This is a genomic window from Aeromicrobium wangtongii, from assembly GCF_024584515.1.
Lineage (GTDB): Bacteria > Actinomycetota > Actinomycetes > Propionibacteriales > Nocardioidaceae > Aeromicrobium > Aeromicrobium wangtongii.
In genome coordinates this window covers 110,364-126,491 of the sequence record NZ_CP102173.1, presented here as the reverse complement: position 1 = coordinate 126,491, position 16,128 = coordinate 110,364, and the positions used below count along the sequence as shown (strand labels likewise).

Annotated in this window: 15 protein-coding genes; 5 read left to right on the top strand and 10 right to left on the bottom strand. The window is 64.9% G+C overall.

The genetic code is table 11. The annotated features are described in order from the left end of the window. The first annotated feature begins 6 nt into the window (after window positions 1–6). Complete coding sequence (locus NQV15_RS00645) at window positions 7–1,365, top strand: CDP-glycerol glycerophosphotransferase family protein (RefSeq protein WP_232402807.1); 1,359 nt, start codon at window positions 7–9, stop codon at window positions 1,363–1,365. A gap of 36 nt (window positions 1,366–1,401) precedes the next feature. Here the strand turns inward: NQV15_RS00645 and NQV15_RS00640 are convergent, their stop codons facing one another. From NQV15_RS00640 to NQV15_RS00625, 4 genes are all read right to left on the bottom strand, one after another. Beyond that, entirely contained in the window at window positions 1,402–2,661 is a 1,260-nt protein-coding gene (locus NQV15_RS00640) for an HNH endonuclease (protein ID WP_232402806.1), read from the bottom strand. Window positions 2,662–2,738: 77 nt separating this feature from the next. Next, window positions 2,739–4,190 (bottom strand): MFS transporter, encoded by a 1,452-nt coding sequence (locus tag NQV15_RS00635; protein WP_232402804.1) that lies wholly within the window; start codon window positions 4,188–4,190, stop codon window positions 2,739–2,741. Beyond that, window positions 4,187–5,617, bottom strand: a complete 1,431-nt coding sequence (locus NQV15_RS00630) for an MFS transporter (protein WP_232402802.1) — start codon at window positions 5,615–5,617, stop codon at window positions 4,187–4,189. Before NQV15_RS00630 ends, NQV15_RS00635 begins: the two co-directional genes overlap by 4 nt. 227 nt (window positions 5,618–5,844) lie before the next feature. Then, complete coding sequence (locus NQV15_RS00625; protein ID WP_232402801.1) at window positions 5,845–6,684, bottom strand: MBL fold metallo-hydrolase; 840 nt, start codon at window positions 6,682–6,684, stop codon at window positions 5,845–5,847. A gap of 121 nt (window positions 6,685–6,805) precedes the next feature. Here NQV15_RS00625 and NQV15_RS00620 point away from each other — a divergent pair, with 121 nt between their 5' ends. The 3 genes from NQV15_RS00620 (at window position 6,806) to NQV15_RS00610 (ending at window position 7,900) form a co-directional block, all read left to right on the top strand. Next, window positions 6,806–6,970 carry a hypothetical protein gene (locus NQV15_RS00620; protein ID WP_232402799.1) on the top strand — a complete coding sequence of 55 codons (165 nt, stop codon included), beginning with the start codon at window positions 6,806–6,808 and terminating at the stop codon, window positions 6,968–6,970. Window positions 6,971–7,433: 463 nt separating this feature from the next. After that, window positions 7,434–7,589, top strand: a complete 156-nt coding sequence (locus NQV15_RS00615; RefSeq protein WP_232402797.1) for a hypothetical protein — start codon at window positions 7,434–7,436, stop codon at window positions 7,587–7,589. Between the two features lie 119 nt (window positions 7,590–7,708). Continuing rightward, complete coding sequence (locus NQV15_RS00610; protein ID WP_232402796.1) at window positions 7,709–7,900, top strand: hypothetical protein; 192 nt, start codon at window positions 7,709–7,711, stop codon at window positions 7,898–7,900. A 76-nt stretch (window positions 7,901–7,976) separates the two neighbouring features. On the opposite strand, the gene NQV15_RS00605 is transcribed toward NQV15_RS00610, so the two are convergent. Next, window positions 7,977–9,149 carry a nucleotide sugar dehydrogenase gene (locus NQV15_RS00605; protein WP_257125074.1) on the bottom strand — a complete coding sequence of 391 codons (1,173 nt, stop codon included), beginning with the start codon at window positions 9,147–9,149 and terminating at the stop codon, window positions 7,977–7,979. Between the two features lie 412 nt (window positions 9,150–9,561). Here NQV15_RS00605 and NQV15_RS00600 point away from each other — a divergent pair, with 412 nt between their 5' ends. Next, entirely contained in the window at window positions 9,562–11,058 is a 1,497-nt protein-coding gene (locus NQV15_RS00600) for a sugar transferase (protein WP_232402794.1), read from the top strand. A gap of 91 nt (window positions 11,059–11,149) precedes the next feature. Here the strand turns inward: NQV15_RS00600 and NQV15_RS18160 are convergent, their stop codons facing one another. The 5 genes from NQV15_RS18160 to NQV15_RS00580 all read right to left on the bottom strand — a co-directional run bounded on the left by NQV15_RS18160 (window position 11,150) and on the right by NQV15_RS00580 (window position 16,127). Beyond that, the gene (locus tag NQV15_RS18160) at window positions 11,150–12,331 is read right to left on the bottom strand and encodes a glycosyltransferase family 4 protein (RefSeq protein ID WP_369413863.1); all 1,182 of its coding nucleotides are present in this window, start codon (window positions 12,329–12,331) and stop codon (window positions 11,150–11,152) included. A gap of 1 nt (window position 12,332) precedes the next feature. Then, window positions 12,333–12,587: a DapH/DapD/GlmU-related protein gene (locus NQV15_RS00595; protein WP_304523592.1), complete on the bottom strand. Its 255-nt coding sequence runs from the start codon at window positions 12,585–12,587 to the stop codon at window positions 12,333–12,335. A gap of 365 nt (window positions 12,588–12,952) precedes the next feature. Next, window positions 12,953–14,239, bottom strand: a complete 1,287-nt coding sequence (locus NQV15_RS00590) for an O-antigen ligase family protein (RefSeq protein ID WP_232402792.1) — start codon at window positions 14,237–14,239, stop codon at window positions 12,953–12,955. Between the two features lie 68 nt (window positions 14,240–14,307). Then, window positions 14,308–15,138 (bottom strand): polysaccharide pyruvyl transferase family protein, encoded by an 831-nt coding sequence (locus tag NQV15_RS00585; RefSeq protein ID WP_232402781.1) that lies wholly within the window; start codon window positions 15,136–15,138, stop codon window positions 14,308–14,310. Then, complete coding sequence (locus NQV15_RS00580) at window positions 15,135–16,127, bottom strand: glycosyltransferase (protein WP_232402779.1); 993 nt, start codon at window positions 16,125–16,127, stop codon at window positions 15,135–15,137. The genes NQV15_RS00585 and NQV15_RS00580 overlap by 4 nt, the downstream gene beginning before the upstream one ends. Window position 16,128 lies beyond the last annotated feature (1 nt).

The following is a 16,128-nucleotide window of genomic DNA, read 5'->3' as shown; positions in this document are numbered from 1 at the left end:
CGCTGCGTGCTCATCGTGTCGGCCGTCGTCCTGGTCCTCGGCCTGGCCACGGCCCCCCTCGCCCGCTCCGGCGCCGTCGCGCGCCCGCCGCTGGTCGCGAACATTCCTGGCCAGCCGGTGTGGGTTCGACAGACGCCCCCGTTCCGCTTCCGGGTGTGGGCCATCGCCGCCGCCGTCGCGACCGTCCTGACGGTCGGCTGCATGCTGTTCGCGCCCGCGTTCGCAGTCGCGGCGGCCTTCCTCGGTCTGGCGGTGCTGGGCATGATCACGGCGATCTTTCGGCGGTACGCGAGTGGATGCGACGAGGTCCGCGCCGCTGCAGACGCCTTCGAGCCGCGGATCGCGATGCCGTACGCCGGCAAGGTCGGCATCCACATCGGCATGTGGTCACCGTGGATCGAGCGCACGGGCATCCCGTGGGTCATCGTGGCCCGGACGCCAGCACTGTTCGACCAGCTCGCTGCGATGTATCCCGGCACGCCGATCGTGCAGGGCGCCATCCCCGCGAGCGTGACGGGCGCGTTCTACTCCCACGGCGCCGAGTCGAATGTCGAGTTCATCAACGGTTCGCCCGCCACCCACGTGTTCCTCGGCCACGGCGACAGCGACAAGCCGCTCAGCGCCTCCGAGCGGGTGCTGCGGTACGACATCGTCGCAGTGGCCGGCCAGGCCGCGATCGATCGCTTCTCCGCGGCGGGACTCGACGTACCGGCCGAGAAGATCCGCGTCATCGGACGTCCGCAGACCGAGGGCATCCGCACCGGAGCCAAGCGGATGCCACAGCAGCCGACCGTCCTGTATGCCCCCACGTGGCGGCACGCCGACGACTCACTCAACGTCTCGTCGCTCGCGGTCGCCGACCAGATCGTGCAGGCCCTGCTCGACCGCGGCTGCACCGTGCACTTCCGCCGCCACTTCGCGGGCCAGAACCACGCGGAGGCCGAGGCGATGATCGCCCGCGTCAACGAGATGCTGTTGGCCGACTACGAGCGCACCAAGCGCCCTCACTGGTGGGGCGTCGAGGCGATGGAGCGGCCGCTCATCGAGGCGTTCAACGACGTTGACGCCATGGTCTCGGACATCTCCGGCATCGTCGTGGACTTCATGGCCAGCACCAAGCCGCTGGTCATGTACGCCGCACAGTTCACCGATCCGGACGCCTTCCGGGCCGCCCACCCGACCGCCCGCGCCGCGTACGTCATCGACCGCGACCTGACCCACCTGGATGCCGCCCTGGACGCCGCGCTCGGCAAGGATCCGCTCGCCGCCGTCCGCGGCCAGTACGCCGACTACTACCTCGGCGGGCCCGACCGCGCCCAGCCTGCCCGCCGGTTCATCGAGCTGGTCGAGGAGCTCGGCTCCTAGGTCCCGGACGTGCCGGTGGGCCGCCGGACGGTGGGGTCAGGCGGCTTGGCGGTAGCCGGTTCGTCGTCGGCGGCGGATGGGCCGCCCGGCTCGGTTGGTGAAGGTGAATCCGTCGACGGCGTTGCCCTCGATGTGCAACCTGCCGCGATGCAGCAGGTGGTGGCACCTGACGCACAACCCGATGAGCTGGTCGACGTCGGTGCGACCGCCGAGCGACCACCACACGACGTGATGGATCTCCAGGTGGGTGTGGTTGCATCCGGGGGTGGCGCACACCCCGCCCTGGCGGGCGATGACGGACCGCCGCTGCTTCAGATTGGGCTGGTACTTCGCGGTGCCGGCGTTGAGAACCTGGGCCTGTCGTTCGCCGCCGTCGGTCTTCATCAGAAAGGCGGTGACCTCGCTGGTGCACATGAAGTACATCAGCAGGTTCGGCCCGATCGCCCCGTGACCGGCCAAGGTGGCGGGCTCCGTTGCGGGCATCGGGTCGGGCCGCAGATACGGCTCCTCGGTCTGCTGACGCACCCGCTCAGCCGCCGCGGCAACGGTCTCGGCGTCAGCGAACACCGACACGTGCGGCTTCAAACCCTTGTCGGACGGCAGCTGCCCGCTGCCGAGGATGCTCGAGAGCAGATCGTCCAACCCTTGCACCCGGCGCTCGGACCCAGAACGGGTGTCCTCAGCATCATGCGGCGCGGAGATGGAATCCAGGACCTTCTTCAACTTCGCCCCGGTCACGGTGTTCAAGAACCCGGTCACGTGCCAGCCATCGGGGAGTGCGTTGACCTGGAAGTCCTGCTTGTCCATGCCCTTCTCCCACGCATCATCCAGATCGTCCGGATGCGTGCGGTCCTTGAGATGTTTCACGGCCTCGAACAGCTCACCCGGCTCATGCTCACGGGCAACCTGGACGAAAAGTTCTTCGTGCTGACGCATCAGGTCGAGCCCGACGTGAGCCAGCCCGTACACGAAGACCCGAACATGCGCCGCGCTGATCTGCCCGGTCACGGCCGCCTCAGCCACCAGCGACAAGTCGCGCAGCGCGCCAACGCTGCGCACCAACGCGGTCGCCTGACCGGCGTTCATCCGCAACTGCGTGCGCACCCAGGCGTTCAGCGTCGACGCTCCATCGATCTCGAAGTCCCTGGACGCCTCCAGCTCGGCCAGCGCGACCGCCTTCGCGGCGTCCAGCGCGTCCTGCGCCTTCTGGATCGCCACCGCACGCTCGCGCGCATCCCCGACCCGCAACGACCGCGCGGCGGTCCGCATCGCGTCAATGGTGGGGGCTGGGTCCATGCCGCCATTCTATTCGAACACATGTTCGAATAGAATGGGACCAAAGTCCTGTCTTTGCAGCGAAAACCGAGCGCGCTTCAGGCCCGCAGCGGGTCCACAGCCGGCTCGTCGGCGGCACGGGCCGCAGCCCAGCCCGGCACCCGCGGAATCAGCAACGCGGCCCCGGCGGCGAGGACGGCAGCGACCGACAGCACCAGGAACCCGTCGCGATAGCCGACCTCGAGCGGGTACCCACCCGCCCCGGTACGCGCCGTGATGATGCCGCCGACCACGGCCGAGCCGATCGAGCCGCCGATCAGCCGGATGTTGGCGTTCATGCCGCTCGCCACCCCGGTCTGGTGCCGCGGCACCGAGCTGAGCACGACCCCGGCGACGCTCGACACGACGCAGCCGATGCCGAGCCCCTGCAGCGCCATCAGCAGGCACAGCTGCCAGGTGTGGTCGTGGAACAGCGCGATGCCACCGAAGGCCAGGACGTTGGAGATGGCCCCGGCGCAGATGACGACCCGGGCGGTCAGCCGGCGCACCAGGCGCGGGGCGACGAAGCCCATCACGAAGGCCGTCGCCGACGACGGCAGCAGTACCCAGCCCGACTGGGAGATCGTGTCGCCGAAGCCATAGCCCGACTCCACCGGCGTCTGCAGCAGCTGGGGCAGAAAGGCCAGCGATGCGAAGGTGCCGAAGCCGGCGACGAACGCGACGGCGTTGGCGGTCCACACCCCGCGCACCCGCATCAGGTCCAGGTCGATCACGGGGACGGCCGCGTGCCGCTCCGACCAGATCCACGTCGCCGCCAGCACGACCGCGGCGGCGAACAGGCCCAGGATCGTCGGCGACGTCCAGCCGCGGTCATTGCCCTCGCTGATCGCGAGCAGCAGCGCCACCAGCCAGCCCGACAGCAGCACCGCGGGCAGGACGCTGATGCGTCCGGGCGTCCGGACGGGCGACTCCGGGATGAACAGCACCGTGGCCAGTGCGGCCAGGGCCGTGGCGATCGCGGGCAGCCAGAAGAGCCAGGTGTAGCCGAGGATCTCCACGATCGGCCCGGCCAGGACGATCCCGATGCCGAAGGCGGCCGAGACCAGCGAGGCCAGCAGCCCGACCGCGGTCCCGGACCGCTCCTGCGACACCTCGTCGCGGATGACGCCGAATGCCAGCGGCAGCACGCCACCCCCGAGGCCCTGCACGACCCGGGCCACGATCATCCACTCGATGCTGGGGGCCAGCGCGGCCATCGCCGAGCCGATCGCCAGCAGCGACAGCGTCACCACGAGCATCCGCTGCTTGCCGACGGCGTCGCCGATGCGGCCCAGCAGGGGCGTGGCGACGGCCGCCGACAGCAGGTACGCGGTCAGCACCCAGGTGACGGTCGCCTGGTCGGTGTCGAAGCGGTCGCGCACCTGCGACAGCACCGGGACGATCAGCGACTGCAGCAGCCCGAACGCACCGACGCCCACCGCCAGCACCACGATCGTGATGCGGGGGTGGGCGCGGTGGGACGTATCGGCGTCCTGGGCTGCGGGCGTCACGTGCGGGCGGCCGACAGCTCGTCGTCGCGGACGACCGGACCGTCCGCCGGGTCCATCTCGAGACGCTCCTCGAGCTCCTCGGGCGAGACGGTCGGGATGGCAAGACCTGCGACGGCCGCCGCGAGCAGCGCGCCGCCCAGCACCGCGAAGCCGGCGGTGTAGCCGATCTCCTTCGGGAACCCGTCGGGCAGGAAGTGCGCGGTGACGATGCTGCCCATGACCGCGGTGCCGATCGATCCGCCGATCGTGCGGATGTTGGCGTTCATGCCGCTGGCCACACCGGTCTGCTCCGGGGTGACGGCTGCGACGATGAGGCCGGCGAGGCAGGCGAAGGCCAGACCGATGCCGGCGCTGGTGACGATGTTCGAGCCAATGACCTGCCACTTCTCGTCGTGGAATGCCGCCAGCAGGAACATGCCGACACCGCCGAGTGCCGAGCCGAACACGACGACGGTCTTGGCGCCGATTCGGCTGGCGACGGGCGCCGCGATGAGGCCGACCAGGAAGGTCACGACCGCGCCCGGCAGCAGCATCAGGCCGGACTCGGTGATCGAGGAGCCGAAGCCGTATCCGCTCGAGCTGGGCGTCTGGTTGAACTGGGGCAGGAAGCCGAACGACGCGTACATGCCGACGCCCACGAGCAGGGCGACCAGGTTGGTGGTCCAGACGCCGGGCAGGCGCATCATCTTCATGTCGATCAGCGGGGTGGCGACGCGCGTCTCGACGCGGATCCAGACGGCCAGGATGATGGCGGCCAGCACCAGCAGGCCGATGATCCGCGGCGAGCCCCAGCCCCACTTGGGCGCCTCGCTCAGGCCGACCAGGAGGGCGACGAGCCAGCCCGACAGCAGGAGGGCGGGCAGGATCGAGATGCGTCCGGGGGTGCGGACGGGCGACTCGGGCACGACCAGCACCGCGACGACCGCCGCGATGGCGGTCACGATGAACGGCAGCCAGAACAGCCAGCGGAAGCCGAGGCTGGACGTGAGCGGGCCGGCGAGCACGATGCCGGTGCCGAAGCCGACGGCCAGCAGCGAGGAGATGACGCTGACGGCGCCACCGATCTTGTGGCGGGGGAACTCGTCACGGATGATGCCGAAGGCCAGCGGCAGCACGCCGCCGCCCATGCCCTGCACGATGCGGGCCAGGATCAGCACGCCGATGCTCGGCGCGAGCGCGGCGACCAGCGACCCGGCCGACAAGGCGGCGAGCGAGATGACGAGCATCCGCTGCTTGCCGAAGGTGTCGCCGAGGCGACCCATGATGGGGGTGAAGATCGAGGCCGACAGCAGGTAGGCGGTCAGCACCCAGGTGGCGGTGTTCTGGTCGGTGTCGAAGACGATCTCGATCTCGGACAGCACCGGCACGGTGAGGGACTGCATCAGCGTGTAGGACGCGACCGAGACAGCGAGGACTGCGAACGTCACCCAGTAGTGGGTGCGACGTGTGGAGGAGGGCACAGAGAAGACTTTCGAAAGTTCAGCGAGCACACAGCGATTGCTTGCTGCAACCATATTATTTCTGCCCTTATTCCTCGACCTTCCGTGCCTCACCTCACACCCAGGCCCCTTGAGCCTGTCGAAAGGCCGCCCCTTGAGCCTGTCGAAAGGGACCCCGACCCACGCTGACCGACAACCCCGCTCCCGCCGCTCGATCAGCCGCCGGCCACCTGTCCCATCAGGTCATCGAGGATGCGCTGGTCGTGCGCCGGCAGCACCGTGACGCCATCGGTGTCGTTGAGCGCCCGCAAGGTGGCGTGATTTCGCCGGATGGCGGCTCGGTCGCGACCGACGATCTGCTCGAAGGCCCGCAGCGGCCCGATCTTCGCCAGCGGCCGGCCGGATGGGGAGGCGTCCGCATACGACGCCGCGTCGAACACCGCGTCCCCCGCATGCACCAACAGCTCACCCGTTGCCGAACCGCCCGTTGCCGAACCGCCCGTTGAGCCTGTCGAAACGACCGCCACCGCCGCGTGCCCCCGCGAATGCCCCGGCATCGGGACGAGGGTGATGCCGGGCAGCACCTCGTGCGCGGTGAGCCCTTCGCGCCACACGTCACCGCGTCCACCGTGCAGCTGCCACTGCGGGCCGTGCGACCACTGCGCCGGACGGTAGCGGCGCTTGTCCAAGAAGTCCGGCGACGTGATCGCCGCCGCGTGCTCGTCGGCGGTGGTGTGGACCGTCGCGTGCGGAAAGTCCGACAGCCCGCCGATGTGGTCGAAGTCCAGGTGGGTCAGCACGATGTGCGTGACGTCCGCGGCCGTGTGTCCGAGCGCCTCGATCTGTCGCAGCGCGGTCGACGAGCCGTCCGAGACAGGCCTGAGCAGGTGACGGGTCGGGCCCATCCGCCGCTTCGGCTCGGCGTAGTCGTGCAGCCCCAGTCCGGTGTCGACCAGCACGAGCCCGTCACCGGCCTCGCACAGCAGGACGTGGCAGACGACCGGGGGCATCAGCGGTGGCGCGAAGGTTCCGCAGCTCAGGTGGTGGACGCGCATCCCCGCATCCTGCCCTCCCTGGCCTCGCCGCGCACTGTAATGACAGGTGAAATCCCGGCCACTGGCGACGACCCGCCCGGTCCGATGGCCCGGAGGCCCTGTTTCGAACTATGCTTCGACCATGTCATTCGAGGGAGACAAGGCGCGCCTCATCAAGGAGCTCGAGGACGCACAGGCCGAGATCAGGGCAGCGTTCAACATGAAGCCGAGCCCCGAGCAGGCCACCCCCAGCAAGGACTCGGAGGGCCGCGGGCCCGGACGGCTGACAGCGGTCAAGAACCGCTGACCCACCTGACTAGTCCGTCAGCCCACGGAATCTAGCCCGGCCGGACCATTCCGCCGGGCATGTTGTTGAACCTAAAATCATATACGCGATGAATGAGATCTTGTGGGCCGTAGCGGCCGTCTGGGGCGTCAGTGGCGCCGCTGTCACCGTCATGTTCACGCTCGACGAGCGTGCCCACCGCCGCCAGTCCCCCGCACCCAAGCCGGCTCCCGTCGCGGTACCCGCCATGGCCGGCGCCCGCGCCCCGCGCGCGTCGCCCTCACGGCAGCGCGCGCATGCACACGCTTAAGCAGATTCAGCGTCGCATCCGCTGCAAGCTGAAGTACGGCACGGCCTGCCCTCACCGCCCCGCGCACCGCTGAGCTCAGCGACCAGGCGGATGTCTCGCTGACCCGCTCGTCGTTGCCGCGAGCGCAACAGTGAGTTCACGTGAGTGTCATCGCCGACGTTTAACGTCAGCGACATGAGGGAGCTCCTGTTCATGCTCGCCGCGCTCTGGGGAGTCAGCGGCGCCATCGTCATCGTCATGTTCGCCATCGACGAGCGAGCGCACCGCCGCTCCGTCCCGCCGCAACCGCACGCCGGGCACCCGGCGCGCGGGCCTCACGCGCTCGCTTGAACTGCCGCGTCCCGGACCTGCGGCCCGGACGAACGTCCCTGCAATTTCAGGCCGTTATCGGGACAGTTGCAACACGCAATTTACCTACGGGGCACCAAAGCTGACCTAACGTCGGCGGCATGACCAAACTCCTCTTAGTGGTCGCCGCGATCTGGGGATTGAGCGGAACCAGCGTCATCGTCATGTTCATCATCGACGAGCGCTCACACCGCCGCTCCCTCGCGGCGAAGCCTCCCGCCGACCTGGCCCAGCCCGATGAGCCCAGCGCCCAACCCACCCGTGCGAACCATGCCGATCACGCGCTCGCTTAGACGCGTCCGCCGGCGGCTGCGGTGCAGGATGAAGTACGGGTCAGCGTGCCCGCACCGACCCCAGCACAGTTGAGCCCTAGTCGGAGCCGAACAGGTCGCGCGTGTAGACGCGGTCGCGCACGTCCTCGAGCTCGTCGACCAGGCGGTTGGCGACGATCACGTCGGACATCTTCTTGAACTCGTCGAGGTCGCGGATGACCTTGGAGTGGAAGAACTCGTCCTCGTCCAGCTCAGGCTCGTAGAGGACGACCTCGACGCCCTTGGCCTTGAGCCGCTTCATGATGCCCTGGACGCTGCTGGCGCGGAAGTTGTCCGAGCCTGACTTCATGATCAGCCGGTGGATGCCAACGACCTTCGGGCCACGTCGGAGGATGTCCTCGGCGATGAAGTCCTTGCGGGTGCGGTTGGCGTCCACGATCGCGCTGATCAGCACCTGCGGGACGTCTTGGTAGTTGGCCAACAGCTGCTTGGTGTCCTTGGGCAGGCAGTAGCCGCCGTAGCCGAAGGACGGGTTGTTGTAGTGGGTGCCGATACGCGGGTCGAGGCCGACCCCGTCGATGATCTGGCGGGTCGACAGGCCGTGGCTGATGGCGAAGGAGTCGAGCTCGTTGAAGTACGCCACGCGCATGGCCAGGTAGGTGTTGGCGAACAGCTTGATTGCCTCGGCCTCGGTGGGCTCGGTCAGCAGCACCGGGCAGTCCTTGGTGACCGCACCCTCCATGAGCAGGTCGGCGAAGCGCTGCGCACGGTCGCTCTGCTCGCCCACGACAATGCGGGACGGGTGCAGGTTGTCGTAGAGCGCCTTGCCCTCGCGCAGGAACTCCGGCGAGAAGATGACGTTCTCAGTGCCGAGCCGCTTGCGCACGTCCAGGACGTACCCGACCGGGATGGTCGACTTGATGACCATGGTCGCATCCGGCGCCATCTTCGCGACGTCGCCGATGACGCTCTCGACCGTGCGGGTGTTGAAGTAGTTGGTCTCCGCGTCGTAGTCCGTCGGCGTCGCGATGACAACGTACTCGGCGTCGGCGTACGCGGTCGCCGGGTCGTCGGTGAAGCTCAGCCGCAGGTCTCCACGGGCCAAGAACTTCTCGATCTCGACATCCTGGATGGGACTCTGGCCGGCTTCGAGCAGGCGAAGCTTCTCAGCATCGATCTCGAGCCCGACGACGTCGTTGTGCTGCGACAGCAGCACGGCAATGGACAGCCCGACGTACCCGAGCCCGACAACAGCGATCTTGGTGGTCACGGCCCCAGCCTATTGCGTGGGTCGAGACCGCCTCCCGGCAATCAGCAGAACGGCACACCGAGTCGCCGTCGCGGGCTCGTTCAACACGCTTCGAGGCCGCTCAACCACGTACCAGCGCCTTAAGGTCGCGCGACCAACGCAATCAAACGTTTTCAGCGGCGAATTGTGACCTAAGTCACGGTTTGGCGGCGGGGGTGGTAACTAGTGCCGCAATTCACGGTAATACAACGCGCAGCACACAAATGCATTGTGAACTGAACCTGTCCCCCTGTCTCACAAACCGAAAAATAACGACCGCGCCGACCGCTGCCGGACATAAGATTGCAAGGGCCGGTTGATCTGGCTAGGCCCGGGGGGTGCCGTCATTTCTTACTTTACGGACCGCGATCGACCACCGAAGGAGACCAGCACGGTGGATCAGATCCAGGAGCCAGACGTCGGCGTTCGACCCGCCAACGAAGCCCACACGATCGGCCGTCGGGCCAATCAGGCCCGGTATCGCCGTGGGCTGCTGATCACCGATCTCTTGGTGCTCGCCGCGACAACGGGGTTTGCACAGATTTGGCACTTCGGCATCGATACGGACGCGCTCGCCAAAGGCCCCTTTGATTTGTCTTACAGTGCTCTCGGAGTTGTCATCGTCGCCTCCTGGTGGGCGACATTGCATTTCCTGCAGACTCGCGACATACGGATCATCGGCCACGGTCCCGATGAATACCGCCGCGTAGCGCGCGCCACCTTCCTGATGTTCGGGTGGGTCGCGATTCTTTCGTTGATGTTCAAGTGGGACATGTCGCGCGGCTATCTCGCGATTGCGTTTCCTCTCGGCCTGGCTGGTCTTCTTATCGGCCGCAAGGGATGGCGAATGTGGATACGCCACCACCGGCGCCAAGGGCAACATCTTTCAAACGTCCTCGTCGTCGGCGGCACACGCTCCGGTCAGGAGATGGCGCTGTGGTTCAACCGTCACCGCGCCTCGGGTTTACGTGTCACGGGTGTGTGGGTGCCTGACGCCGAGACCAACCACAATGAGTGGCTCGACGTCCCAAACCAGTTCATTCCGGTGCTGGGCAATGACCGCAACCTGTTCGATGCGCTCCAGATTGCTGAAGCGGACACAGTTATCGTCAGCGACACCCATCACCTGGGACATCACGGCTTGCGGGACCTCACCTGGCAACTCGAAGGCGTGGACATCGATCTCATGGTGTCACCCAACGTGATGGACTTCTCCGGCTCCCGAATCCACGTTCGAGCCGTTGAAGGCATGCCGCTCATCCACCTCGAAGAACCGCAATATGCCGAAGCCGGCGAGTGGCCGAAAGCGGCGTTTGACCGCACCTTTGCGTTCTTCGCAGTCTTGGCATTCTCGCCCCTCCTTCTTGCGGCGGCTGCGGCGGTCAAATTCACCAGCGAGGGGCCCATCTTCTACCGTCAGCGGCGGATCGGCCTTCACGGCGAGCCTTTCGACATGCTCAAGTTCCGCTCGATGCGCGTCGGCGCAGACGACGAACTTGCGAAACTAATTGCGGCCCAAGGCACGTCGGATACCCCACTGTTCAAAGTGAAGAACGACCCGCGCATCACGAAGGTGGGTGCCTTTCTGCGCCGGTATTCAATCGATGAGCTACCCCAGCTGCTTAATGTGCTTCGCGGCGACATGAGCGTCGTCGGCCCCCGGCCTCAGGTGGCGGCTGAGGTCGAGCTTTACGATGATCGAGCCCTGCGGCGACTTGCTGTTCGACCCGGCATGACGGGACTCTGGCAGGTTTCGGGCAGATCGGACCTGTCTTGGGAAGACTCGATCAGACTCGACACTTATTACGTGGAGAACTGGTCGCTAACAGCCGACGTCGTGATTCTCTGGCGAACACTGAGTGCCGTCCTGAAGACGAGCGGTGCCTACTAAGTTTCGCACCTGCTACGCACAGGACGGGTCCATGGCTGGATGCCTTATCTGTGCTGGTTAGAGGTGCATTGATCTGCGCCAAACCCAAGCCTCAACTGCGTTTCTGTTCCAACGCAGACCTGTAGACGCTCTCGTACTTAGCAGCGACGGAACTAGGGCTGAACTCGTTTTCTGCCCGCAGTCGCCCCGCCATTCCTAACCGGCGTAGGAGCTCTCTATCTTGAACTACACGGACGATCGCAGAGGCAAGATCCTGTGGGCTCGCGACGTTTGCGAGCACTCCCGCCTCCCCGTCGGCGAGGACCCATGGCACCGCAGCGCTCCGATGGCCGCCCAGCACCGCGGTGCCGCAAGCGAACGCCTCCACCAAGGTGTTTCCGAACGACTCTTCGAAAGCTGCGTGGACATGCAGCCATGCCCGCGCCAGCCACTGGTGCACTTCATCGCTTGGGACCTTACCCAGAAACTGCACCCCACTAGCGAGTCCCTGCGCAGCCGCCCAGCGTTGGGTCTCGCCGGAAATGTCCAACCCGTCACCAATGAGTACCAGCTGCGCAGTCGGTAGTTGCGCACGTACCAACACAAAGGCCGCGAGAAGGCCTCTCACGTTCTTCCGACGCCCCTCGTCAGCAACCTCGACTAGCAACGGAAAGTCAGACTTCCGTTCGAATGGTCCATGGAGAATATTCGGGACAGGGTTCGGCACAACCGCTACCTGCCGAGCATCAAGCATCTGCCTCCGCCACATCCGAGCCATATAGGGCGAGGGGGCAGTCAGTAGCGAGTTCCTGGACCGCAACCGAAACTCGTAAGCCATGCTTGCGCGAACGACACGCGTGGGACGCGGATCGAAACGGATCACCGTCAATGGTGCGTCACGCACAGTCGCGACGTGAGGCAGCCCGGAATCCAAGCAAGCCAGTGCGGCCTCATAAGTCCATTGTGAATGCGTCACGTCCGGGGACAGTTGGACGATTTTCTCGGCCATTGCGGAGCGTTCACTTGCCCAACGCGAACCGATTTGAGCAGCCCTGTTAGAGCGGGACGCTACACGATGCACCGACAAACGGTCGCCATTCAGTACGAGTGGCTCGAGGCCTCGACGATGGGTCACCACGGAGACCTCGTGGCCCCGCTCATGTAGGGCAGTTACGATGCGGCCGGGAGCGGAGCCGTTGTCCGAGGGCTGTGCCAGAGCCAGTCGACGGTCCTCGCCGCTCAGCAGCGGTGCCAAACTCGCGACGTTGACTGGCCCAACTACAGCGATGTGCATATCAGACTCGTAGTTCCCGCACGACCCGCGCCGGAGAGCCGGCGGCGACCACGTGCGGCGGCAATGATCTCGTGACGACGCTCCCGCTGCCAACAACCGTACCCTCGCCGATCGTCACGCCTTTCAGGATAATGCTCCTGGCGCCAAGGAAGACGTCGTCAGCAATCCTGATTGTGTCGGATTCCACCGGGCTAGGGGCCGGGGCGTATCGTCGAGGGATCCTATCAAGCGGGTGCCAGTCACTGTCGGAAATCATGCAGCCCGATCCGACGAGAACGCGCGCACCGATCTCCACGGCCATACGGCTACTAATCACCGTTCCGGTGACTCCCGAGTCCTCACCGACGACGATCCGCGCCCCAGGCGCCATAAGCCTGAACGCGCTCCGGCAAGGAACTGAAAGGGGTGCTCCCGCAGCGGTCGACACCACTGAGACACGCGAGCCCAAGCTAATCAGTCCGCCTTCAGATCCCAAGACGTACGGCAGGCCTTGAAACCTGCAATCGGGACCGATTTCGAACCCCCGTAAACGCAAGTAGGCAGAATAGGCTGGGGATTGAAGTTCTGTAAGCGCACGGAAGTAAAGCCGCCGCACACCCTTCTCTCTCAACAATGGGGCTCCTAGGTAGGTCGTTCGGATTCGTCAAACTGGAGGTCACTATCGCGTTGCGAGCGCTCGGCGAGGGGCAGCCCTGGCGCGTCCAGATGCGCATCACCCACTCGACCCTTCTCGCTCATAAACCCGAGAATTAGCAGCCACATTGTAAGTCCCGGGCCAGCGACCATTCCCCATCCCGTAAGAGTGAGCAGCAGTATCATGGGAAAGCTCGCCGCGAGGGCCAAGGCGTGACCGGAGCCGTCTCCACGGCCCGTGGTAACCCTCATCACCGCGCGCAGGTAGACGGCGAGGATCGGCATCCAGAATAGAGCCCAGCAGACTACACCGAACTCGGCCAGCGACAGCAGCACCGCGTTATGGACCGGGAGTTGCCGCACGGCCGTGATCACGCTGAAATTGCTCAGAGTCTCGACGTAAGTGTTTGGCCCGGCTCCCCATACGAGAAACGCTCCTATGTTTTCCCAGAACACCTCGAGCAGGAGCGGTCTCGAGCCGCCCTCTGGGTCTTCACCAAACCGGCCAAGGGTGGCGGCGGCAAACGGCGCCACCATGGCTCCGAGTAGTACCAACTTGACCAGACGGGGCATCTCTGGAGCGCCGGCGCTTCGGTATAGAAGCGTCCATAGAACGAGCGCGAGGCCTAGTCCCACCAGCACCGCCCGGCCGCCAGTTAAAGCCGCCACTACCAACGCCATGACCAGGACACACCACGCAATCCGTCGGGTCTCTCTGTCGAGCGACCTGGTAAGGGGTAACGCGAGAACACTTATCAGCGCTACGTACTTCCCGAGGGTGTTTGGATGGGAGGTCGTGCCTGCGAGCCTTCCTACTACTGCTTGATTATCGGACTCGCCAACCAGAGGAAGCTGAAATCCGTATAGCGCCAGCCCGCCCGCCAACAATTCGAACACGAGGATCGCCGCTATACCCCTGAGGAGAAGTCGGGTTTCATCCGTTCGCAGCTCTTTCCGCGCCATGCGTCGTCCCACGGTGTACGCAAGGCAAGCAAAGGCGAAATGAAGAACGCCCGCGGTTACGAGCGGGGATCTATCCCAAACCGTGATCGCGAGAAAGGCCAGAACGACGAGAAACGGCCAGAAGGCAGGTTCAGCTAGGCGCGGCGACCGCTTCCAGCCGACCGCGAGCGCAGCGGCGACGACTATCTCGTAGTTGTAAACCCTAATGTTTCCCGGGCCTACTCCCGTGTGAAGAACCGGAGTCGGCACACCGAATGTCAACACGTACCGAGGGGCGATGAATATCATCGCCAGCACCGACAACAAGAGCATTACTCGGCGGTACTTGCTGCACGACGCGACTGCAGCAACCGTGACAGCCAACGTGAGCAGACCTGTGTTCACTCCGCGGGTCCCCACAGATCGTATGGAAACGAATTCAGAAGAGGTGTCGACGCGTAATCGAGAGGTTCCATCCGAGGAGCGCTTGGGGCGGACGCTAGGTCGGCAGCGCGCGGAGTCAATCGCCTGTTGGTTCCTTCAGCATAATCATGGAACTTAAAGGGGCTCTCAGAACGACTATCCAGAAGAACGAAGTCAATTCCAAATGCTTCCGAAACAATCATTGCATGTAGGGAACTGCCAACTACAAACTCACTCTGCACTATCCGCCGCAAACACGTCATCACCGGCGACCGCGGGTCCAGCAGATCGGGATGGCCCCTGAACAGGGGCAAATCATTGAGGTTCGGCACGACCGTTTGTTTGTACAACTTGGTTTCGGATATATGTCTGAGGTCCGGGAAGAGATCCGGCAACAGAAGTGCCGGGTCACCATACGGCACGTCTACAGGCAGGCCACGTTGTTCCAGAAAATGGGCAGTCCGGGGTCCTCGGACGGCGCGTACATCGAGCGACGTGAAGCGATGGCGTGTGGAATCCACTTTGCCGTTGACGCCGGTGCCCCAGACCGTATCGCCTTGCTGCGCGAAGTGCAGTATCGAGCCGACAGTAGTCACTCGCGTCGGTCGGGAGCTCATGTCAGCAGTTAGTTGGCGGTCCAACAATTTATCGACGATAAGCGGCCCCAACAGATCCCCGAAGTTGTTCGCGCGCCAGGGAAGGTTCGCGAGTGTGCGCCCCCGGACGGCTAACCGATACTTTGGGTTCCAATGCACTACATCGACGCCGCGAATGCGCGAAAGCGATGAGGCGTACCCACGTTCGATCATGAGACTAGATCCCGGTAGAGATCCAGATACTGCCTGCCCATCACGGCAGGGCTACGCCCGGACAGGTCCGGACGGGTTTCATTATTTGCGAGCTCGTGAGCGCGCGCGGCCGCGTCCGTTATGACTTCTCCTGTTAGCGACGGATAGGTGATCACCCAGTCCGCCCCTGCGTCGTCGCGAAGCTCGCGCATGCTCGGGGTGTCGGGGACTAGGATCGGTCGTCCATGGGAGAGCGCGAGCATGGCTGCGCCCGAGTTGTACATCTTCTCGTACGGCAGCACCACCAGGTCCCAGTTACGGATGGCTTCTGTCAGTTCTTCCTCCGTCAGCTTCCGCAACACCGTCGCCACGCGAAAGTCGGCTTGACCGAGCTCAGTTAGCAGTCGCCTGTAGTCCGGATCCGGCGCCTGGCCAGCAATTGCCAGCCTTAAATCCTTGTTCCCCACTTCAGTGATGAAGACCCGGAGAAGGCGTTCTACGCCCTTGTAGGGGAGCACCGATCCGAAGAAACCGAGTACACCAGTCGGGTTCTGTCGTTGCCCTTCTATCGGTACGGGATATGAGCAGTGCTTTATTACAGAAGTGCCCGGCGCGGGTGTGCCATATCCAGTGAGATACACGCGGTGAGTTTCACGACTAGTGATTACTCGTAGGCTTAACCGCTCCAAGAGGGAGTCATTGCCCGAGTGAGGCTCCACGTTGTGCACCGTCCGAACGACCTTCACCCGACCTGCAGTGAGCCGTGCAGCGAACAGAGCTACAACCGCGAGATAGAAGATCCGACCTTTTCGGGTCCGGGCAGCGCCGAAATACTCCGGCCAGTGCCAGTGCGCGATGTCGTACCTTCCAACAAAGGCGGACCTCCAGGTGAAAGGGACGATGTCGACCTCCCTGCTCGTTTCAGACAGCAGGAGCTCGATGAACGGATTGAGCAAAGGGGTTTCCAACCCCGGGAAATGCAACACCCGCAACCGACCTGGATATCCCACG